At 67.7% G+C, this 20,729-nt stretch carries 14 protein-coding genes; 9 read left to right on the top strand and 5 right to left on the bottom strand.

What is annotated here, in order from left to right; all coding sequences use genetic code 11:
* The first annotated feature begins 3 nt into the window (after nucleotides 1–3).
* The 3 genes from gspD to ACQGNJ_RS01205 all read left to right on the top strand — a co-directional run bounded on the left by gspD (nucleotide 4) and on the right by ACQGNJ_RS01205 (nucleotide 7,991).
* Complete coding sequence (gspD, locus tag ACQGNJ_RS01215; RefSeq protein ID WP_426687405.1) at nucleotides 4–2,625, top strand: type II secretion system secretin GspD; 2,622 nt, start codon at nucleotides 4–6, stop codon at nucleotides 2,623–2,625.
* A gap of 61 nt (nucleotides 2,626–2,686) precedes the next feature.
* Nucleotides 2,687–5,209: an ATP-dependent helicase HrpB gene (hrpB, locus tag ACQGNJ_RS01210; RefSeq protein WP_426687404.1), complete on the top strand. Its 2,523-nt coding sequence runs from the start codon at nucleotides 2,687–2,689 to the stop codon at nucleotides 5,207–5,209.
* 94 nt (nucleotides 5,210–5,303) lie between these two features.
* A complete protein-coding gene (locus tag ACQGNJ_RS01205) occupies nucleotides 5,304–7,991 on the top strand; it encodes a bifunctional diguanylate cyclase/phosphodiesterase (RefSeq protein WP_426687430.1) in 2,688 nt (895 codons plus the stop codon).
* Nucleotides 7,992–8,001: 10 nt separating this feature from the next.
* Here ACQGNJ_RS01205 and ACQGNJ_RS01200 read toward each other — a convergent pair whose 3' ends face one another.
* Nucleotides 8,002–9,399: a M20/M25/M40 family metallo-hydrolase gene (locus tag ACQGNJ_RS01200; protein ID WP_426687403.1), complete on the bottom strand. Its 1,398-nt coding sequence runs from the start codon at nucleotides 9,397–9,399 to the stop codon at nucleotides 8,002–8,004.
* Nucleotides 9,400–9,541: 142 nt separating this feature from the next.
* Between ACQGNJ_RS01200 and ACQGNJ_RS01195 the strand changes: the two genes are divergently transcribed.
* Nucleotides 9,542–10,777: a TIGR03862 family flavoprotein gene (locus ACQGNJ_RS01195; protein ID WP_426687402.1), complete on the top strand. Its 1,236-nt coding sequence runs from the start codon at nucleotides 9,542–9,544 to the stop codon at nucleotides 10,775–10,777.
* An 18-nt stretch (nucleotides 10,778–10,795) separates the two neighbouring features.
* Here the strand turns inward: ACQGNJ_RS01195 and ACQGNJ_RS01190 are convergent, their stop codons facing one another.
* On the bottom strand, nucleotides 10,796–11,572 hold the full coding sequence (locus ACQGNJ_RS01190; RefSeq protein ID WP_426687401.1) for a glutaminyl-peptide cyclotransferase: 777 nt from the start codon (nucleotides 11,570–11,572) through the stop codon (nucleotides 10,796–10,798).
* Between the two features lie 29 nt (nucleotides 11,573–11,601).
* A complete protein-coding gene (gene dbpA / locus ACQGNJ_RS01185) occupies nucleotides 11,602–12,981 on the bottom strand; it encodes an ATP-dependent RNA helicase DbpA (RefSeq protein WP_426687400.1) in 1,380 nt (459 codons plus the stop codon).
* 93 nt (nucleotides 12,982–13,074) lie between these two features.
* Between dbpA and folB the strand changes: the two genes are divergently transcribed.
* The 4 genes from folB (at nucleotide 13,075) to ACQGNJ_RS01165 (ending at nucleotide 16,293) form a co-directional block, all read left to right on the top strand.
* Complete coding sequence (gene folB / locus ACQGNJ_RS01180; protein ID WP_426687399.1) at nucleotides 13,075–13,434, top strand: dihydroneopterin aldolase; 360 nt, start codon at nucleotides 13,075–13,077, stop codon at nucleotides 13,432–13,434.
* Nucleotides 13,435–13,578: 144 nt separating this feature from the next.
* On the top strand, nucleotides 13,579–14,859 hold the full coding sequence (locus ACQGNJ_RS01175) for a mechanosensitive ion channel family protein (RefSeq protein WP_426687398.1): 1,281 nt from the start codon (nucleotides 13,579–13,581) through the stop codon (nucleotides 14,857–14,859).
* 5 nt (nucleotides 14,860–14,864) lie between these two features.
* Nucleotides 14,865–15,353, top strand: a complete 489-nt coding sequence (gene folK, locus ACQGNJ_RS01170) for a 2-amino-4-hydroxy-6-hydroxymethyldihydropteridine diphosphokinase (protein WP_426687397.1) — start codon at nucleotides 14,865–14,867, stop codon at nucleotides 15,351–15,353.
* A 79-nt stretch (nucleotides 15,354–15,432) separates the two neighbouring features.
* Nucleotides 15,433–16,293 carry a DUF6159 family protein gene (locus ACQGNJ_RS01165; protein WP_426687396.1) on the top strand — a complete coding sequence of 287 codons (861 nt, stop codon included), beginning with the start codon at nucleotides 15,433–15,435 and terminating at the stop codon, nucleotides 16,291–16,293.
* 264 nt (nucleotides 16,294–16,557) lie between these two features.
* On the opposite strand, the gene ACQGNJ_RS01160 is transcribed toward ACQGNJ_RS01165, so the two are convergent.
* Together ACQGNJ_RS01160 and ACQGNJ_RS01155 are read right to left on the bottom strand one after the other, a co-directional pair.
* Complete coding sequence (locus ACQGNJ_RS01160) at nucleotides 16,558–17,319, bottom strand: pteridine reductase (RefSeq protein ID WP_426687395.1); 762 nt, start codon at nucleotides 17,317–17,319, stop codon at nucleotides 16,558–16,560.
* A 69-nt stretch (nucleotides 17,320–17,388) separates the two neighbouring features.
* Complete coding sequence (locus tag ACQGNJ_RS01155) at nucleotides 17,389–18,177, bottom strand: hypothetical protein (RefSeq protein ID WP_426687394.1); 789 nt, start codon at nucleotides 18,175–18,177, stop codon at nucleotides 17,389–17,391.
* Nucleotides 18,178–18,390: 213 nt separating this feature from the next.
* Here ACQGNJ_RS01155 and ACQGNJ_RS01150 point away from each other — a divergent pair, with 213 nt between their 5' ends.
* Complete coding sequence (locus tag ACQGNJ_RS01150; protein ID WP_426687393.1) at nucleotides 18,391–20,568, top strand: TonB-dependent receptor; 2,178 nt, start codon at nucleotides 18,391–18,393, stop codon at nucleotides 20,566–20,568.
* Nucleotides 20,569–20,729 lie beyond the last annotated feature (161 nt).

Here is a 20,729-nt window from a genome sequence, read left to right as displayed (position 1 = left end):
TCCATGTACCGCACGCTCACCCAGCAAACCCTGCGCGCCGCTGCACTCGCTTTCGTGGTGGGTCTGGCCGGCTGCGCCAGCCTGCCGCAGCCGCATGACGACGGTGCCCTGCAGCGCGAGGCGATGGCCGGCACGCAGAACCCGGTGCCGCCACCCTTGCCGCTGAACTCTGCCGTGGGTTCGAGCGAAGCCGCTTCGACCGTCCCGGAGATCAGCCACGGCAGCGGCCAGTTCATCCATCCCGGCGCGCTGGCCACGCCGCGGCCGGCGGCCAGCGGCAGCGGCGCAGTCACTTTCAACTTCGAGAACCAGCCGGTCCAGGCGGTGGTCAAGGCGATCCTCGGCGACCTGCTCAAGCAGAACTACACCATCGTGCCCGGCGTGCAGGGCAATATCTCGTTCTCCACCTCCGAGCCGGTCGATGCCGGCCAGGCCCTGCCGATCCTGGAGACCCTGCTGGGCTGGACCGGCAACGCGCTGGTACATCGCGACGGCGGCTACGTGGTGATGCCGCAGAAGGATGCGGTGGCCGGCAACCTGGTGCCCAGCCTCGGCGCCACCGCGCCGCAGGGCGGCCTGCAGGCGCGGCTGTTCCCGCTGCGCTACATCTCCGCCACGGAAATGCAGAAACTGATCAAGCCGTTCGCGCGGCCTGACGCCACCCTGCTGGCCGACCCGGCGCGCAACCTGCTGGTGATGTCCGGTACGCCGCAGGAACTGGCCAACTACCAGAGCATGGTGCGCACCTTCGACGTCGACTGGCTGCGTGGCATGTCGGTGGGCGTGTTCAACCTGCAGTACGCCACGGTCGGCGAGCTGATGCCCAAGCTTGACGGCATGTTCGGCGTGCACGGCGACACGCCGCTGGCCGGCATGCTGCGCTTCATTCCGATCGAGCGCACCAACGCGCTGGTGGTGATCAGCACCCAGCCCGACTACCTGCGCGAAGTGGGCGACTGGATCGCGCGCATCGATCGCGGCGGCGGCAACGAGCCGCAGCTGTTCGTCTACGACGTGCGCAACATCAAGGCCTCGGACCTGGCCAAATATCTGGCCAACATCTACACCAACGGCGCCAGCGGCAGTGGCGCGGCCGACAGCGGCGGGCAGGTCGGACCGGGTCTCACCGGCGCCACCCTGGGCAGTGCCGAGAATGCCGGTGCCACCAGCATGGGCAGCACCGCGGGCGGTTTCGGCAATGCCGCCGATGCATCGCGCAACGGTGGCAGCAATGGCGCGGACGGCAATTCCGGCTTCAACAGCGGTGGCGGTCGCGAGGCCGCGGCCGGCGCCGGCGGCAGCGGCTTCGGCAATGCCTCGGCCGGCTTCGGCAACAATGCCGCCGGTGGCAACGCGGCAGCCAGCGAACAGCAATACAGCTCCAGCGACGGCAGCGTGCGGATCAGCTCGGTCGACAGCAACAACCAGTTGCTGGTGCGCGCGCGACCGTCGCAGTGGGAGGAGATCAAGTCGGCGATCGGCAAGCTCGACAACGTGCCGATGCAGGTGCAGATCGAGACGCGCATCCTGGAAGTGAACCTCACCGGTGAATTCCAGTTCGGCGTGCAGTGGTACCTGGAAGGCCTGACCGGCAGCACCACCAGCACCGACAGCAGCGGCAACTCGACCCTGACGCCCGGCCAGCCTTATCGCCATCGCCAGATCGGCCTGGGCCAGGGCGGCAATGCCTTCGGCGGCGAGCCGTTCTTCTACTCCTTCCTCAACAGCAACCTGCAGGTGGCCGTGCGCGCGATGGAGACCAGCGGCAACACCAAGACGCTGTCGGCGCCATCGATGGTGGTGATGAACAACCAGGTGGCGAATATCTCGGTCGGCAACAGCATTCCGATCAATTCGGTCAGCGTGAACTCCGGCCTCGGCAACACGACCAGCCAGAGCGAGGTGAGGTATCTCAACACCGGCGTGATCCTCAACGTGCAGCCGCGGATCAATCCCGGCGGCCTGGTCTACATGAACATCAGCCAGGAAGTCAGCCAGGCGGACCGTTCGGTGGCGCTGGTCAATGGCAATCCAGCCATCTCGCAGCGCAAGCTGGCGACCCAGGTGGCCGTGCAGAGCGGGCAGACCGTGCTGCTCGGCGGCCTGATCCAGCAGGCCGAAGGCAATACCGACACCGGCATCCCCGGACTCAACCGGGTGCCGATCCTGGGCCGCTTGTTCGGCAACACCAGTCGCAGCCGCAACCGCACCGAGCTGATCGTGCTGATCACGCCGCGGGTGATTCGCGGTGGCGCGGATGCCAAGCAGATGACCGACGACTACCAGAGCAAATTCGAATCGCTGGCGCCGCTGCGCACGACGGGCGCGGTCACCCCAGCAGCAGCCATCACGCTGCCGCTGCCGGCATTGCCGTTGCCCGCGCCGGCGCCGAGCTGGCCCGAGCAGATGCAGCGGCATGCGGAAATCGCGCTGGGCCAGGGCGATTATCTGAATGCACAGAACCTGGCGATCCAGTCATGGCAGCAGGGCACGCATCATGGCGCGCTGTGCGAACGCAACTGGCAGGTAGTCGTGCAGGCGCGCGAGCATGCGCAAGACGCGAAGGGCCTGCAGCTGGCACGCAAGCGGCTGGCCGGCTGCAGCGCGCCGGTGAAGTCGCCGTAGCATCACGGCGTGGCGGAGCAGGAAGCGCCTGCTCCGCTTGCAGCCACTATCATTCGCGCGGATGAGTGCATCCACGCCGAGCTTTCCGATCATCCCGCTGCTGCCGCAGGTCGTCGCCGCGCTGGCAGCCCATCCGCGGCTGGTGCTGGAGGCGCCGCCGGGTGCCGGCAAGACCACCCAGGTACCACTGGCCCTGCTCCACGCCGACTGGCTGGCCGGGCGGAAGATCGTGATGCTGGAGCCGCGCCGGATCGCCGCGCGCTCGGCCGCGCAATTCATGGCGCAGCAGCTCGGCGAGTCGGTCGGGCAGACCGTCGGCTACCGCATCCGCTTCGAGTCGAAGGTGAGCGCGGCCACCCGCATCGAGGTGGTCACCGAAGGCATCCTCACCCGGTTGATCCAGCACGATCCGGAGTTGAGCGGGATCGGCGCGATCGTGTTCGACGAATTCCACGAACGCCACCTGGCCGGTGACCTCGGCGCCGCGCTGGCGCTGGACGTGCAGGCGACCTTGCGACCGGAACTGCGCCTGCTGCTGATGTCGGCCACGCTGGATGGCGAGCGCATCGCGCAATGGCTGGATGCGCCGCGGTTGTCCAGTCCCGGCCGCAGCTTCGCGGTGCGCGTCGAGCACCCGCCGGCGCGCCCGCAGGAAGGCATCGAGCAGCAACTGGCCAGGATCGTCAGGCAGGCGCTGGAAGAAAACGACGGCGACGTGCTGGCGTTCCTGCCGGGACGCCGCGAGATCGCCCGTACGCAGACCGTGCTGGCGCAGACCCTGACCCGCGATGACGTCGAGGTGCTGGCCCTGCATGGCGAACTGTCGTTGGCCGAACAGCAGGCCGCACTGGCGCCGGCGGAGCCGGGCGTGCGACGCGTGGTGCTGGCCACCAACGTGGCCGAGTCGAGCATCACCCTGCCGGGTATCCGCGCGGTGGTCGACAGTGGACTGGCGCGCGAGCCGCGCTTCGATCCCAACTCCGGCTTCACCCGGCTGGAAACCGTGACCATCTCGCAGGCTTCGGCCGACCAGCGCGCCGGTCGTGCCGGCCGCGTGGCGGCAGGCACGGCGTATCGCCTGTGGCCGCAGAGCCGGCGACTGGAAGCGGCGCGCAGCGCCGAGATCGGCCAGGCCGAGTTGTCTTCGCTGGCGCTGGAGCTGGCGGCCTGGGGCATCACCGCGAGCAGCGCTGCCGACCTGCGCTGGCTGGACCCGCCGCCGACCGGTGCGCTGGCGCAGGCGGGCGAGTTGCTGCAGCGATTGGGTGCGCTGGGCGACGACGGTCGCATCAGTGCGCTGGGTCGTCGCATGCTCGAACTCGGTGCCAGCCCGCGGCTGGCTGCGGCGGCGTTGCGGGCACCGGCGTCGTGGCGCGCGCTGGTGGCCGATCTGCTGGCGCTGCTCGACGCACGCTCGCCGATGCGTGGCGAGCAGGCGCGCAACGACGACCTGCGCTTGCGCCTGACCGCGCTGCATGCGTGGCGCGACCGCCGCGGTACGCAGGCGCGCGAGGCCGATGCCGGTGCGCTGGCGGCGATCGAACAGGCCAGCAAGGGCTGGCGCCGGCGCCTGGAAGTGAGCACCGCTGCCAGTGGCGTGCCGCATAGCCACAGTGTCGGCGAATTGCTGCTGCATGCGTTCCCCGACCGGGTGGCGCGCCGCGATGAGAACAATCCGTCGCGCTACACGCTGGCCAACGGCCGCGGCGCCCGCCTGCACGAGAACACCGCTTTGTCGGGCGAGCCGTGGCTGGTCGTCATCGAGCTGCGCCGCGACGCGCGCGACAGCCTGATCCTCGCCGCGGCGCCGCTGGATCCACGCGTGCTGGAACGGGATTTTCCGGCGCAATTCAGCCGTGAGCGCAGCCTGCGCTGGAACGACCAGCGCGGTGCCGCCGAGGCCTTCGATGAACTGCGCTTCGGCGCGATCGTGCTGGAGCGCCACAGCGTGCCGGTCACCCCGCGCGATGCCTTGCCGGCGATGCTCGCCGCGGTGCGTGCGCGGGGCATCGACAGCTTGCCGTGGAGCGATCGGGCACGGCGCCTGCGTGCGCGGATGCAGGCCCTGCGTGGATGGATGCCCGAACTCGGCTTGCCGGATGTCTCCGACGCCGCGTTGCTGGCGTCGCTGGAGGACTGGCTGGCGCCCTGTCTGGCCGGCAGCCATCGACTGGATGCGCTGGCCGCGGAAGAGCTGTCGCAGGCACTGGTCGCGCGCCTCGACTACGAGCAACGCCGCACGCTGGAGGTGCAGGCGCCCGAGAGCCTGCTGGTGCCCAGCGGACAGAGTCGCCAGCTGGAGTACGTCGCGGGCGAGCCACCGGTACTCGCGGTGAAACTGCAGGAATTGTTCGGCCTGGCCGATACCCCGCGCGTGGGTGGCGGGCGGGTGCCGGTGACCTTGCACCTGCTGTCGCCGGCCGGCCGACCGATCCAGATGACGCAGGATCTGAAAGGCTTCTGGGAGCGCACCTACCCCGAGGTCAGGAAGGAGCTGAAGGGTCGCTATCCACGCCACCCCTGGCCGGACGATCCGTGGACGGCCACGCCGACCCACCGCGCCAAGCCACGCGAACGGCGCTGATGGACCAGGCCGTGCGCCCCGTAACATCACGCCCACATTCTGCTCTTGTACCATCGGGCCATGGACTCCCACGGTGGTCACCTTGCCAGAGAACATGGATCTCGACGAGATTGATGCCGCGCGGCCAGCGGCGCGCCGGCATCGCGGCGCTGACGGCCTGCCGCTGGCGAAGCCATCGCCCTGGCGTCTGAGTGCCTTGCTGTGGAGCGCGCTGGCCTTGCTGGTGGGCCTGGCGCTGGCCTTGCTGATCCATCACCAGCAGCAGCAAAGGCAGCTGACGGAACGGACCTTTGTTCGCGGCGAACTGGCCGGCAAGACCTGCTCGGCGCTGCAAGCCAGACTGCAGGCGGCCGAAGCGATGCTGCGCGCGGTGCAGACCCTGTTCCTCGCGTCGGATGACGTCACCCCGGTCGAGTTCGCCAATTTCTACGCCAACCTGCGTCCGCGCGAGCAATTTCCCAGCCTGCTCGCGATGGCCTACGCGCAGCGCGAGACGGGTGCCGCGGGCGAACGCTACGTGACGCGCTGGGTCGAACCCGTCGCCGGCAATGCGCCGGTGATCGGCCTCGATGTGGGCGCGCAACCGAACAACCTCGCCGGTCTGCTGGCATCGCGCGACAGCGACCAGGCCACCTTGTCCGCACCGTTCCGGCCGGTGCAGCAACGCGGTAGCGCGGGCGCCGATGACGGGATCACGCTCAGGCTGCCGGTGTTCAGTCCGGGCGATCCACCGCAAACCATGCAGCAGCGCCGGCAGCGCATGCGCGGGTCGATCGCGGTGTCGTTTCGCGTCAGCACCCTGTTCAACAACGTGTTGCCCGACGATGTGCGGCGCGAGCTTCGGCTGCAACTCAGCGACGTCACCGATCCCGGCCGCAGCCTGCCACTGTTCGATTCGGCGCCTGGCGAGACGCCCCCGGCAGACGATTACCGGTTCGAGCGCCGCATGACATACTTCGGACGGACCTGGAGCGTGGTGATGCTGCCGCGCGAAACCTCGGCACGCGGCATCGACTGGCGGCAATCGACGTTGCCGCTCGGCATGCTGGCCAGCGTGCTGCTGGCGCTGCTGGTCTACTCGATCGTGGGCACACGGCAGCGCGCGCTTGAACTCGGCTGGCAGATGAGTCGACGCTATCGCGAAAGCGAGAAGCGCTTCCGCGCGCTGAATGAATTGCTGCCGGCGCTGGTGCTGCTGGCCGAAGTCGATGGCGGCCGGATCACCTATGCCAACCAGGCGTCGCGTGATCGTCTCGGCGACCAGCTCACCGAACGCCGGCTGCCGGATCTGTTCGAGGACACGGATTTGCGCGAGCAACTGCAAGCGGCCGATACCCGTGGTTGCGGGCGGATCGAGGCGCGCCTGCAAAATGGCGAAGGCGTGCGTTTCTGGGCCAGCGTGGCGATCTCGCGGGTGGAACTGGCCGGTCGCAGCAAGCTGCTGATGGTCGCCAGCGATATCAGCGAACAGCGCCAGCTCACCGAGTTGCTGAGTCATCAGGCCAGCCACGACGCATTGACCGATCTCTACAACCGGCGCGAATTCGAGCGCCGGCTCAGCGATTCGCTGGTGGTCGATCCGGACGCTGCGCGCATCGTGGTGCTGCTGTACGTCGACCTCGACCAGTTCAAGCTGATCAACGACACGTCCGGCCATCTCGCCGGCGACCAGCTGCTGGCCCAACTTTCGATCGTGATGCGCAAGCAGTTGGGCGGCACCGACGTGCTGGCCCGGCTCGGTGGCGACGAATTCGGCGTGCTGCTGACCCGGGTGGCCGACCAGGCCGAGGCCGAGCAGATTGCCGAGCGCCTGCGTCGCTGCATCGATGGCTATGTCTTCCTCTGGGAGCAGCGCAGCTACACCATCAGCGCCAGCATCGGCGGCGTGGTTACCGACCCGGCCGGGGTCTCGGCCAAGGACTTGCTGACCCAGGCCGATACCGCCTGCTACATGGCCAAGGAATCCGGTCGCAATCGGGTGCACTTCTATTCCGAACGTGACGACCAGACCGTGCGCCGGCGCAGCGAGATGGAGTGGGCCAACCGGCTGCGCTGGGCGGTCGACGAGCATCGGTTGCAACTCACCTATCAGGAGGTGTGGCCGTTGCCGCTGAACCAGGGTGGCGAGCCCGGCATCGAGATGCTGCTGCGCTTTCGCGAGGAATCCGGCCAGCTGGTGGTGCCGGGCGTGTTTCTGCCGGCAGCGGAGCGTTATGGGCTGATGCCGCTGGTCGATCGCTGGGTGATCGAAACCACGCTGGCCAACTTCGATCGGCTGCATCCCGCCGGCAGCCGGCTGGACATGGTGGCGATCAACCTGTCCGGCGCCAGCATCGAGGACACGGCACTGGTGGACCGCATCATCGCGCTGTTGCAGCGCTACCGGGTGGAGCCCTCGCGGGTCTGTTTCGAGATCACCGAAACCGTGGCGGTGCGCAACCTGTCGCAAGTGGTGCGCTGCATGGGGCAGCTGCGTGACGCGGGCTGCCGCATCGCGCTGGATGACTTCGGCGCGGGCATGTCCTCGTTCACCTATTTGAAGAACCTGCCGCTGGACATCATCAAGATCGACGGCAGCTTCGTGCGCGACATGATGACCGATCCGGTCAGTCACCTGATGGTCAAGGCGGTGACCGATATCGGCCACCGGCTGGGCCTGGAAGTGATCGCCGAATGGGTGGCCGATGCCGAGACCGTGCAGGCGCTGACCGCGCTCGGCGTGAACCGGGTGCAGGGCTTCAGCCTGCACCGGCCGGAACCGGCGCTGTTCTATCGCGACTGAGCGGCTGGATTCACCGAGTCCCGCCGGCAGGCGCCGTTGCCGGCGAGCGCTCGAAGCTGCCGGCGTAGCCCGGGAACACCACCGGGCTTTCGTAACCATCGGCCGAGATCGCCGAGACGCCGAAGTACCAATCGTCGATCACCACGTCCTTGATCACCGCGTGGTCACTATCGCCGACCGCACGTCGGAACTGCCACTGCGGCGCACTGGTATCGCGCCAGTGCACGCGATATCCGGCCGCGCCTGGCACCTTGTTCCAGCGCAGCGTGGTGTCGGTGGCCAGCGAGCCTTCGCTGTCGACGCCGGTCGGTGGTGCGGGCGCCCGGCTGAGCATCGCCATGGTCACGCTGTTGAGTGCGGTAACCCGGGCCAGGTAGCGGAAGTCGATCCCGTCAAGGGTGTCGCCGTAGCGCACGCCCCGGTCCGTCTCCGCGTGCCCGCTGCGCAGGTCCTGATGCTGGCGGGTGTAGTCCTCATGCGCTTCGGTCACCCGCACCGCAGGGAAGCCGGCTTCGAGGAACGGTACCTGGTCGCCGCCGCGGCCGTAGCGGTCGGTTCGATAAATCATCCGCACGCGGAAATCGGGCAGGTACTGCTCGGCAAGGGTGGCCATCATGCGAACCAGGTTGCGCGACGGCGAATCCACCTCGCCGCCGTGATAGCGACGGTAATTCGCCTGCGCCGGCGTCTCGTTGCTCTTGGTGCCTTCGGAGAAAATCCGCACGCTGGTGCTGTCGCTCGCGCCGTTCTGGCCACGGCTGTTGCCGACGATGTCGTTGTTCAGCTCGGCCTCGACCTGCCAGCCCTGGGCGACAGCGTAGTCGGCCAGCACCTTGCCGCCGTACAGCCCCTGCTCTTCGCCGGAAAGCGCGGCGAATACCAGGGTGGCGTCGCTGTCCTGTTTCGACAGCAGTCGTGCCGCCTCGATCAGGGCGGCCACGCCGGAGGCGTCGTCATTCGCGCCGGGCGCGTCGCTGGTGGAGTTCATCACATCGGTGACCCGCGAATCGAGATGTCCGGTCATCACGATCACCCGTTGCGGATCGCGCCGGCCGCGCTTGATGGCGACCACATCCATTACTTGCGTCGACACCGGCATGCGCTTGCCGGTGAACGCCTGCGATGGCGTAACCACCTCGATGCAGCCACCGCAATCGCGCGAGACTGCCTCGAAGCGGGCCTTCACCCAGCGCCGTGCCGCGCCGATGCCACGGCGGTCCGACCTGGTGTCGGACAGCGTATGCCGCGTGCCGAAGCCGACCAGCTGCGTGATCGTGCTGCGCAGCTCGGCCTCGCTCGGCGCGCCGGCCAGCGCGTGCAGCGCCGGTTGCTCGCGCGGCACGGCCGGCATCGACGTTGCCCTGCCGGCGTCCGGCGTCGCCAGCAGCAACAGGGGAAGCAGGAGCATGCCTCGACGCATCGTGAATGTCCTTCGGGAGGAGCGTTCACCATACAACGTCGCGGCGGGACAGGGACCGCGCGGCGTTGGCGCCCGGTCCTGTCTGCTGCGTGCCTGTTGCTGATCCCGCGCGGCATGCGACCATGCACGGATGAACCGGACGAAAATTCCCCGCGTGGCGATCATCGGCGGCGGTCCGGCGGGACTGATGGCGGCCGAGGCCGCCTGCGCGGCCGGCGTGGCGGTCGACCTGTATGACGCGAAGGGTTCGGTGGGAAGGAAATTCCTGCTCGCCGGCAAGGGCGGCCTGAACCTGACCCATGGCGAGCCACGCCCGCGTTTCGTCGAGCGCTACGGCGCACGGCGCGACGAGGTGGCGCGCTGGCTCGATGCGTTTGACGCCGATGCGTTGCGTGCCTGGGCAGGTGGGCTCGGGGTCGAGACCTTTGTCGGCAGCTCCGGCCGCGTGTTCCCGCGCGACCTGAAGGCGGCGCCGCTGCTGCGCGGCTGGTTGCGTCGCTTGCGCGAATCGGGGGTGACCTTCCACATGCACCATCGCTGGCTGGGCTGGCAGGCGCACGATGCGCTGCACTTCGACACGCCGCAGGGCCAGCGCGTGGTGTCGGCCGATGCGGCGATTCTCGCCGCCGGCGGTGCCAGCTGGCCGCAACTGGGTTCGGACGGCGGTTGGGTGGCACCGTTGCAGCAGGCCGGCGTGGACATCGCGCCGCTGCAGCCGGCGAACTGCGGTTTCGAGATCGACTGGAGCGAGCACCTGTCCAGCCGGTTCGCCGGTGCACCGCTGAAGCCGGTGGTGGCGCACTGGGTCGACCGCCGTGGCGTCGCCCATGCGCGCCAGGGCGAGTTCGTGCTGAGCGAGTACGGCATCGAGGGCAGCCTGATCTACGCGATCGGCGCCGACCTGCGCGAGCAGATCGCCGAGCAGGGTCACGCCATGCTGATGCTGGATCTGGTGCCGGGCTACACCGAAACGGCGCTGGCCGAGCGCCTTGCCGCGCCGCGCGGCAAGCACAGCATCGGCGACTGGCTGCGTCGCCGTGCCGGCCTGGACCCGGCGAAGTGTGCGCTGGTGTTCGAACGCACCGACAAGAGCACGCTGGCCGACCCGCTGGCGCTGGCGGCACGGCTCAAGGCGTTGCCGCTGCACCTGCGCGCACCGCGGCCGGTGGCCGAGGCGATCAGTACCGCCGGCGGCGTGCGACTGGAAGCGCTGGATGAAAACCTGATGCTGCGCGCTCGTCCGGGCGTGTTCTGCGCCGGCGAAATGCTCGACTGGGAAGCACCCACCGGCGGCTATCTGCTCACCGCCTGCTTCGCGAGCGGGTTGCTGGCCGGGCGTGGCGCGGTCAGCTGGCTGCAGCGCTAGCGGCCTGCAACGGCCGGCTCACTCGCCGGTCCGCTGCACCAGCTGGATCTGGAACAGCTTCGGCCAGCACTTGCCGGTGACGAACAGGCGCTTTCCGCTGGCATCCCACGCGATCCCGTTGAGCACGTCGTCGACCGGGTTCGGCAACTGGCTGATGTCGAACAGGCCGGTCAGGTCGATCCAGCCGACCACGTGGCCATTGGCTGGATCGATGCGGGCGATGCGATCAGTCAGCCACACGTTGGCGTAGATCTCGCCGTCGACCCATTCCAGCTCGTTGAGATGAGTGACCGGCACGCCATCGGCGGTGACCGGGATGCGACGGGTCTCGGCGAGTGTTTCCGGATCCAGCACGCGCAGTTCCGCGCTGCCGTCGCTCATGTAAAGGTTCTTGTGGTCGCGGGTCAGCGCCCAGCCTTCACCGGGATAGTTGAAGGTACGCTGCGGCGTGAAGCTGGCCAGGTCGTAGACGAAGCCGGTCTGGCTTTGCCAGGTGAGCTGCACCATGCGGCCTTTCCAGTCGACGATGCCTTCGCCGAAGTATTGCCGGGGCAGGCGGTGGCGCTGCACCACGTCACCGGTTTCCAGGTCGACCTTGCGCACGGTCGACTCGCCGACCTGACCGGTGCTTTCGTACAAGTGGCCATCCTTGTAGAACAGGCCTTCGGTGTACGCGGCGGTGTCATGCGGATAGGCGTGAACCACCTTGAAACCGTAGACCGGAATGGCCGCCCACGCAGGCGCCACCGCGCCGAACAGGATGAGGGCAAGCGTGCGATGGAACCAGCGCGACATGGCAGGAGCTTCCGGCAAGGTGGACGCGCTCAGCCTAACGGCCGCACGCGGAAATTCCGACCTTTGATCTTGCCGGCGCGCAATCGTTCCAGCGCCTTGTTGGCCAGTTCACGGCTGATCGCCACGTAGGCGCGGGTGGCGAACACGTCGATCTTGCCGATGTCCTTCGCCGCCAGTCCGGCGTCGCCGGTGAGCGCGCCGAGGATGTCGCCAGGGCGCAGCTTGTCCTGCCGCCCGGCGTCGATCACCAGGGTTTTCATCGGCGCCAGGTGCAGGGTCTTGCCGCGTGCCGGCGAAATCTTCAGCGGACGCCACGGCAGCGGCGTGCCGCTCAACTCCTCGATGTTCGCCGCCTTCGGCCGCTCGCGCGGCGTGCACAAGGTAATCGCCAGGCCCGCCTGGCCGGCGCGACCGGTTCGACCAATGCGGTGCGTATGCGTTTCCGGGTCGTGCGCAATGTCGTAGCTGACCACCAGCGGCAACGCCACGATATCCAGCCCGCGCGCGGCCACGTCGGTGGCCACCAGCACGGCGCAGCTGTGGTTGGCGAAGCGCACCAGCACCTCGTCGCGGTCACGCTGTTCCATGTCGCCATGCAGCGCCAGCGCGGAGAAGCCGCGGCGGTCCAGTTCCTGCGCCACCGCGTCCACTTCGCGACGCATGTTGCAGAACACCAGTGCCTGCTCGGCCAGTACGCCGCCGAGCAACTGCGTCAACGCGTCGATCTTCTGCGTCGCTTCGACCTCGTGGAAGCGCTGCTCGATCGCCGGCTTCTCATCGGCCGGCGCATCCACCGTCACTTCCACCGGGTTCCTCTGCACGCGCTTGCTCACCGCGCGGATCTCGTCCGGATAGGTGGCCGAGAACAGCAGCGTCTGATGGTGTTTGGCGATGCGCCCGATGATGTCGTCGATCGCCTCGGTGAAGCCCATGTCGAGCATGCGGTCCGCTTCATCCAGCACCAGCACCTTGATGCCGCCGCCGTGCAGGCTCTCGCGCTTCAGGTGCTCCTGCACGCGCCCCGGCGTGCCCACCACGATGTGCGGGTCGTGCGTCAGCGAGGCCAGCTGCGGCCCCAGCGGCATGCCGCCGCACAGGGTCAGCAGCTTCACGTTCGGAATGTTGGCCGCCAGCTTGCGGATCGCCTTGCTGACCTGGTCGGCCAGTTCGCGGGTGGGACACAGCACCAGCGCCTGCAGGCGGATGACGTCCGGGTCGATCGACTGCAGCAGGCTCAAGCCGAACGCCGCGGTCTTGCCGCTGCCGGTTTGCGCCTGCGCGATCACGTCGCGGCCGTCCAGCATCGGCGGCAGGCTTTGCGCCTGCACCGGGGTCATTTCGGTGTAGCCAAGCGTCTCGACGCTGGCGAGCAGGGCGGGTTTGAGCGGGAGCGTGTTGAAGGCGGTCATGCCTCCATGATCGCACGGGCGCCCCGTTGCGACTTGCATCTGCGCGCCGCCTCGCCGACCCTGTACGGCTACCGCCTCTTGCCGACTACCGCCATGGATATCGTTTTCATCGAAGACCTGCGCATCGACGCCGTGATTGGCATCTACGACTGGGAGCGCCGCGTGCGGCAGACACTGGCGTTCGATATCGAGATGGCGTTCGACAATACGGTGCCGGCGGCCAGCGACGACATCGCGTTGACGCTGAACTACAAAGACGTGTCCAGGCGCCTGATCGACTTCGTGGGTGGGTCGAGCTTCGGCCTGGTCGAGACCCTGGCCGAGCGTTGCGCAGCGATCATCCGCGAGGAATTCGGGGTGAGCTGGGTGCGACTGAAGCTGTCCAAGCCGGGCGCGGTGCGTGGCGCGAAATCGGTCGGCGTACGCATTGAGCGCGGTGTGCGGCCGCAGTAGCACGGCGTTCGCGCGGCGCGCCTGCGGTTGTTTCGGCGGCTTGCGGTCCCCATCTTTTCAGGTTGATGCGACTTTTCGCGCTCCATGCCGCGCGGATCCGTGCGCACTTTCCGGCACGCGGTCGATGAGCCGACAGGAATCCTGATGCAAAACCTGCAAGACCTGCTTGACCTTCCCTGGATGCGCACCACCCTGGGCGTGCTGGCCCTGTTGGGCCTGGCATGGCTGGCTGGGGCGCTGGTACGCCGCTTGTTGCACCGCGTGGTCGGCAGCATTGCCCGCCGCACGGCGACCCGCTGGGACGACGCGCTGCTCGGATATGGCACCTTTCGCTGGCTGGCGTGGGCGTTATCCCCGCTGATCATCCAGTACGGCATGGCGCTGGTGCCGGGTGTGCCGGACAGCAGCGAAGCACTGGTCGGCAACGTGATGACCGCGCTGGTGGTGTTCTGCATCGTGATGTCCATCAACGCCGCGTTGTCGGCCAGCGAGGACATGTACCGGCGGACGCCGCGCGGCCAGCAGCGTTCGATCAAGGGGCTGGTACAGCTGGTCAAGATCGGCCTGTTCATCGTGGCCGGACTGATCATCATTGCCGCCGTCACCGGCAAGCAGGTGGGTCTGTTGCTGTCCGGCGTGGGTGCGATGTCAGCGGTATTGATGCTGATCTTCAAGGACACCATCCTCGGTTTCGTGGCCGGCGTGCAGCTATCCACCAACGACATGCTGCGGGTCGGCGACTGGATCGAGATGCCGCAGTTGAATGCCGATGGCGACGTGATCGACATCGCCTTGCATACCGTCAAGGTGCGCAACTGGGACAAGACGATCACCACCATCCCCAGTTGGCGGCTGATCTCCGATTCCTACAAGAACTGGCGCGGCATGCAGGAAACCGGTGGCCGCCGGATCAAGCGCGCGATCTACATCGATGCGGCCAGCGTGCATTTCCTCGATGATGCGGAACTGCGTCGGCTCTCCCGGCTGCGTCTGCTGGCAGATTATCTGCCGTCGAAGGAGCGCGACGTGGCGCAGTGGAACCACGGGTTGGGCGAGGCGGCGGCGTTGCCGGCGAACCGGCGTCGCCTGACCAACCTGGGTACCTTCCGCGCCTATGTGCAGGCGTATCTGGATGGACATCCGCAGATCCACCGCGAACTCACTTGCATGGTGCGTCAGCTGGCCAGCGAAGCGCAGGGCATTCCGCTGGAGTTGTACTGCTTCACCACGACGGTGGAGTGGGCCGAATATGAAGGCATCCAGGCCGACATCTTCGATCATCTGTTCGCCTTGCTTCCCGAGTTCGGGCTGGCCTTGTACCAGCAGCCTTCCGGGCAGGATGTGCGGGCGGCGCTGGCGGTGCGCGGCGAATCCCGGGCAGAATCGGGGGCCGGCCGCAGGGCCGTTGAACACGCTGGGGCGTAAAGCACGTGGCACGTGTGTACTTGAGTCTGGGCTCCAATCTCGAACCGCATCGCCATCTGTCCGCGGCGCTGGCGGACTTGCATGATCGCTTCGGCCGACTGACCGTGTCGCCGGCGTATCGCAGCGCCTCGGTCGGTTTTGACGGCGCGGACTTCGTCAATCTCGCGGTGGGGCTGGATACCGGGCTGTCGCCCGCGGCCTTGAACGACTGGCTGCACGCGCTGGAGGATCGCCACGGCCGCCGCCGCGACGTGCCGCGCTATGCGGATCGCACGCTGGACATCGACATCGTGTTCTACGACGCGCTGGTGCTCGACGGTCCGGGCCATCTGCAGATTCCGCGCAACGAGTTGCAGCACGCGTTCGTGTTGCGGCCGATCGCGGACATCGCGCCGAAGTTCCGTCACCCGATCAGTGGCGTCAGCATGGCCGAGCTGTGGTCCGCGTTTCCGGCCGAGGCCGAGCCGCTGCAGCTTGAGCCGCTGTCGCCGTAGACACGGCGCACTTTCGCACCCGTGCGCCGGATGCTAGAAAGGGCGCAGTCGCGATCCGCGCTTGAGGGGGAGAACAGGCATGGCAGGCAAGTTTGCACGCAGCTGGGCGTTGATGAAAGCGAGCGCGGCCGTGCTGCGCTCGGACAAGTCGTTGCTGCTGTTTCCGTTGTTGTCCGGCATCTGCACGCTGCTGGTGGCAGCGAGTTTCCTGATCCCGGTGGGCATGATGGTGATCGGCGGTGCGCATGCCGGCGGGGATTTCCACGAACGCATGTCGGTCGGCAGCTATCTGCTGATGTTCGCGTTCTACCTGGTGCAGTATTTCGTGATCATCTTCTTCCAGACCGCGCTGACCGGCGTGGCGCTGATGCACCTGCGCGGTGAACCGATCAGCGTGGGCGCCGGCCTGGCGCTGGCCCGGGCGAAGCTGCCGCAGATCTTCGGCTACGCCTTGATCGCCGCCACCGTCGGCCTGCTGCTGCGGATGATCCAGGAGCGGCTCGGCCTGATCGGCCGGCTGGTGATCGGTTTCATTGGCCTGGCCTGGACGGTAGCCACCTTCCTGGTGGTGCCGGTGCTGGCCAGCAAGGACGTCGGCCCGGTCGATGCGGTGAAGGAAAGCGTCGAGCTGCTCAAGCGCAGCTGGGGCGAGAACCTGATCGGCAATGGCGGCATCGGCGTCGTGTTCGGCCTGATGATGGTGCTGGCGGTGCTGGTCAGCGCGGCGCTGATCGGCGGCGCGGTGGCGATGCAATCCATCGTGGCGATCGTGGTGGCGGCGATCGTGGTGGTGCTGGGTTTCATCCTGCTCGGGCTGATCCAGGCTTCGCTGCAAGGCATCTACGCCGCCGCGCTGTATCGTTATGCCGAAGCCGGTGAAGCCAGCATCGGCTTCGACCAGGCACTGCTGCAGCAGGCGTTCGCACCGAAGAAGAGATAGCCGGGTCAGGAGCGACCCCACCCCGACCCTCCCCTGCAAGCAGGGGAGGGAGCAGAGCGGAAGCGCGAAGCCGCCTTGCATTCCGACAAAGCGCGAAGCCACTGAAATACGCTCCCCTGCGAAGCAGGGTCGCAGAGCGGAAGCGCAGTGCTACCTCGCGTTCCGAGAAAGCTCGAAGCTACCGGGATACCCTCCCCTGCGTGCAGGGGAGGGCAGGGGTGGGGTCCACGCCGCCGCGTTGCTAGCCGAAGCGACGTCAGCGACTCACACCGACAACGTCCTCCCCCCATCCACCCGGATGATCTGCCCGGTCACGAACGGTGCATCGCGCAACAACCACAGCACGGCGCTCGCCACGTCCTCCGGCGTGCCGGCGCGCTGCAGCGGTGTCCGCGCCAGCATCGCCTGCTGGTCGTCGTACGCCTTGCCGTCGCCGGGCCACAGCACGGCGCCGGGCGCGACGCCGTTGACGCGGATCTCCGGCCCCAGGTCCAGCGCCAGCGAGCGTGTCATGGCGGCCAGCGCGGCCTTGGCCATGCAGTAGAGCGGATGCTCCGCCAGCGGGCGCTCGGCGTAGATGTCGATCATGTTCACGATCCCGCCGCGCGATGCGCGCAAGGCGGGAATGGCTGCCTGGCAGAGAAAGAACGGCGCCTGCGCGTTGGAGGCAAACAGCTCGTTCCACTGCTGCGGCGTCGCCGTACCCAGCGGGGTGGGAAAGAACGCCGATGCGTTGTTGACCAGCGCATCGAGCCGTCCATAGCGGGCCAGCAGCCGGTCGATCAGGGTGGGCAGTGCCTGCAGCTCGGCCAGCTCGGCCTGCAGCAGCAAGGTGCTGCCGCTGCGTTGCGCTTCCAGTTCTTCGGCCAGCGTACGGGCTGCATCGGCAGAATGGCGGTAGTGCAACGCCAGGTCGTAACCGGCAGCGTGCAGCACGCGCGCGGTCACCGCGCCGACGCGGCGGCCGGCGCCGGTGATCAGCGCGACGGGCCGCGCCGCGCCGTGAGGATCGTGAGTGGGTGACATGCGGCGGCTCCGGCAAACAGAAGGCCTGCAGCTTGCCGCAAAGCCGTGCCACCGTCATCCGCGTTGGCGTTACTCGGGCTTCTTCTTGCGCGGCTTGCCGGCAACCTTGCGTGCCGTGCTGGCGAGCTTGCGCGTGGCACCGGCGACGGCCTTGTCGACCAGCTTGTCCGCCACGCGGCGCACCGTTTTGGCTTTCGGCTGCGGCGCCGCGTTCGGCTTGCCGGTGGCCGAGTCGTCCGCATCGGCGGCGTCCTCGATCGTCATCTCGCTCTCGAACATCTCGATCGCCGTGCTGGCGACTTGCCTGGTGTCGTAGTACGCATAGGCCCCGACGCCCAGCGCGCCGACCACCGGCAGCCAGCGTGAAAGGCCCTTGCTCAGCGTGCGCTGGGTGAGCTTGACGCCGACCTGCCTGGCCACGCGTTGCGCCACGCCCCAGGACATGCGGCGGAAGATCAGCCGGTCGCCCATGCGCACCACCAGGTCGCGGAACGCCTGCGCCGCGGTATGGCGGAACAGGCACCACATCATCTGCTCGCGTCCCAGCGCGGCATGGCGGCCGTAGGCGGCGGCGATGTCGCTGACCATCTGGCCCTGGATCTTCCAGATCGCGATCAGCTCCGGCAGCAGGGTCAGCCAACCCAGCGGACCCGGCGGCAGTGCCAGTGAGCCGGCGGTCAGCGCCGCCCGCTGGGCGGCGCGGCTGGCCAGCCGCCGCGCCTCGTTCGCCGGGTCCTTGCTGGTGTCGATCCTGCTGTCGGGCACCTCGCTGACGAAATCGAGGATTGCCGCGGTGATCCGGCCCGGTTCGGCCGGAACGATCACCGCGGGCACCTGCTGGCTGCTGGACTTGGTCATGCGTGACTCCGTGGGGCGCGCAAGGCGCGGCTGGCGCACTTGCTGTCACTGCAGTCTAGAGATCGTCCGTGAAGCGCGGCTCAATGCGGCAGGCGGACGGCTCGACGTCCAGGCGCGTGGCGAGGCATGACTTCAGACATGGGCCAGGCTCGCCCAAGAAAAGCTATGTTATAACATAACACTATACTTCCTCGTCTCTGCCGGAACTCCCGCATGAAACCCTCCCTGCTTGCCTTGAGTCTCGCCACCGCGCTGGCCACCACCGCTGTCCACGCCACCGACACGATCGCCGCGCCCGCGTCGCCGCCGATCGCCACCAACGCAGACGACCCGACCGACAGCGGCAGCCGCAACCGGCAGCCCCAGGTGCAGGAGCTCGGCGCGGTCTCGGTCTCGGCGGCGCTGGACCAGTCGCGCAACGGGTTGTCGACCGATACCGGCAGCAGCCAGTACGTGATCAGCCAGAAGGCGATCGCGCAGCTGCCGCTGGGTGCCTCCACGCCGATCAACCAGGTGCTGCTGCAGGCGCCGGGCGTGGTGCAAGATTCCTACGGCGGCCTGCATGTCCGCGGCGACCACGCCAACCTGCAATACCGCATCAATGGCGTGATCATCCCTGAATCGATCGGCGGCTTCGGGCAAAGCCTCGACGCGCGCACGATCCGTACCGTGAAGCTGCTCGACGGCGCCCTGTCGGCACAGTACGGCCTGCGCACCGCGGCCGTGGTCGACATCACCACGAAGAGCGGGCATGACCTGGGCAATGGCGGCAGCGCGGGCATCACCGGCGGCAGCAACGGCACCTTGAATCCGAACGCCTCGGTGTGGGGCAGCAAGGATCGCTGGAGCTGGTTCCTCACCGGCAACTCCATGGAGAACGACGCCGGCATCGAGAACCCCACCGCCAGCAGGAGGCCGATCCATGACCACACCAATCAGGTGAAGGGTTTCGGCGACATCAGCTACCTGATCGACAACGACACCCGCCTGAGCCTGCTGTTTGGCGTCGCCAACAACCGCTTCCAGATCCCGAACAATCCCGGCCAGGCGCCGCAGTTCGGTTACCTCGACACGGTCGACTTCAACTCCGCCGACTTGAACGAACGCCAGCGCGAGAACACCCGTTTCGGCGTGCTCGCCCTGCAAGGCAAGCTGGGCGCCACCGACTACCAGGTGTCGGTCGGCCAACGCTACAGCAGCCTCGCCTACACGCCCGACCGGATCGGCGAGTTGATGTTCAACGGTGTCGCCTCGGCTGTGACCCGAACCAATCGCGCCAGCACCTTGCAGGCGGATTTCGCCACGCCGCTGGGTAGCCGCCACACCCTGCGCTACGGCGTCTACGGCAGCTTCGAGCGTGCGGCCAGCGGCAACGATGCCTGGGTGTTCCCGGCCGGCGCCGACGGCCTTCCGACCAGCACCACGCCGCTCAACATTCTCGACGCCAGCCGCCTCAGCGCGAAGACCTGGTCCGCCTATGTGCAGGACGAGTGGAGCATTGGCCAGGACTGGACCTTGAACTACGGCCTGCGCGGCGATCGCTACCATCTGGCACGCAGCGAGAGCCAGCTGAGTCCCCGCCTCGGCCTGGTCTGGCAGGCCACCGGCAGCACCGTGGTGCATGCCGGCTACTCGCACTACTTCACGCCGCCGGCCACCGAGATGATCGCCAGCAGCAACATCGCCAGGTTCGACGGCACCACCAATGCGGTGGCGGACACCGGCAACAACACGCCACTGGCCGAGCGCTCGGACTATCTCGATGCGGGCATCTCGCAGAACCTCGGCTCGGCGTGGACCGTCGGCGTAGACGCGTACTACCGCAAGGTGCAGCGCCTGCAGGACGAGGGCCAGTTCGGCTCCGCGCTGGTCTATTCCACCTTCAACTACGCCGCGGGCCAGGTGAAGGGACTGGAACTCACCGCCAATTACCAGCAGGGTCCGCTGTCGGCGTACGTCAACGCTTCGCTGGGCAAGGCCATCGGCAAGCGCATCATCACCAGCCAGTACAACTTCGCCGCGGACGACCTGGCCTACGTCAACAGCCACTACATCTTCCTCGACCACGACCAGAAGCTGACCTCGTCGGGCGGCATCAACTACGCCTTGAGCGAGCGCACCCGCGTCGGTGCCGATTACCTGTTCGGCAGCGGCCTGCGCAAGGACGGCGTCGTGCCGAACGGTGCCTCGCTGCCGGCGTATTTCCAGCTGAACCTCAACGTCGCGCATGACTTCGCCTTCGACGGTTTCGGCAAGCTGCACACCCAGCTGGCCGTGCTCAACGTGCTCGATCGCAGCTACGAGCTGCGCGATGGCAGCGGCATCGGCGTCGGTGCACCGCAGTTCGGTCCGCGCCGCGGCGTGTACCTGAGCTTGCAGAAGGACTTCTGAGCCGGGCGACGCGGGGTTGGCGGGGGGGGCCACAACCCGGGGCGGCGGGGGGCACCCGTAAACATTGGGGGCGGGAAAACAACGCCCCCAAGAAGAAAAACCCGGTTAACCAAACCCCCCCCCCCCACCGCGCCCCCACCCACCCCCCGCAGCAAAAGCGG

The sequence above is a fragment of the Rhodanobacter ginsengiterrae genome, from assembly GCF_050026815.1.
Taxonomy (GTDB): domain Bacteria; phylum Pseudomonadota; class Gammaproteobacteria; order Xanthomonadales; family Rhodanobacteraceae; genus Rhodanobacter; species Rhodanobacter ginsengiterrae.
Note: the sequence above shows the minus strand (reverse complement) of the source record. Positions and strands in the feature narration are given on the sequence as shown.

What these genes read in the sequence shown, in the direction of transcription:
- gspD (WP_426687405.1), top strand. Translation starts at nt 4, where the DNA reads ATGTACCGCACGCTCACCCAGCAAACCCTGCGCGCCGCTGCACTCGCT.
- hrpB (WP_426687404.1), top strand. Translation starts at nt 2,687, where the DNA reads ATGAGTGCATCCACGCCGAGCTTTCCGATCATCCCGCTGCTGCCGCAG.
- ACQGNJ_RS01205 (WP_426687430.1), top strand. Translation starts at nt 5,304, where the DNA reads ATGGATCTCGACGAGATTGATGCCGCGCGGCCAGCGGCGCGCCGGCAT.
- ACQGNJ_RS01200 (WP_426687403.1), bottom strand. Translation starts at nt 9,399, where the DNA reads ATGCTCCTGCTTCCCCTGTTGCTGCTGGCGACGCCGGACGCCGGCAGG.
- ACQGNJ_RS01195 (WP_426687402.1), top strand. Translation starts at nt 9,542, where the DNA reads ATGAACCGGACGAAAATTCCCCGCGTGGCGATCATCGGCGGCGGTCCG.
- ACQGNJ_RS01190 (WP_426687401.1), bottom strand. Translation starts at nt 11,572, where the DNA reads ATGTCGCGCTGGTTCCATCGCACGCTTGCCCTCATCCTGTTCGGCGCG.
- dbpA (WP_426687400.1), bottom strand. Translation starts at nt 12,981, where the DNA reads ATGACCGCCTTCAACACGCTCCCGCTCAAACCCGCCCTGCTCGCCAGC.
- folB (WP_426687399.1), top strand. Translation starts at nt 13,075, where the DNA reads ATGGATATCGTTTTCATCGAAGACCTGCGCATCGACGCCGTGATTGGC.
- ACQGNJ_RS01175 (WP_426687398.1), top strand. Translation starts at nt 13,579, where the DNA reads ATGCAAAACCTGCAAGACCTGCTTGACCTTCCCTGGATGCGCACCACC.
- ACQGNJ_RS01165 (WP_426687396.1), top strand. Translation starts at nt 15,433, where the DNA reads ATGGCAGGCAAGTTTGCACGCAGCTGGGCGTTGATGAAAGCGAGCGCG.
- ACQGNJ_RS01160 (WP_426687395.1), bottom strand. Translation starts at nt 17,319, where the DNA reads ATGTCACCCACTCACGATCCTCACGGCGCGGCGCGGCCCGTCGCGCTG.
- ACQGNJ_RS01155 (WP_426687394.1), bottom strand. Translation starts at nt 18,177, where the DNA reads ATGACCAAGTCCAGCAGCCAGCAGGTGCCCGCGGTGATCGTTCCGGCC.
- ACQGNJ_RS01150 (WP_426687393.1), top strand. Translation starts at nt 18,391, where the DNA reads ATGAAACCCTCCCTGCTTGCCTTGAGTCTCGCCACCGCGCTGGCCACC.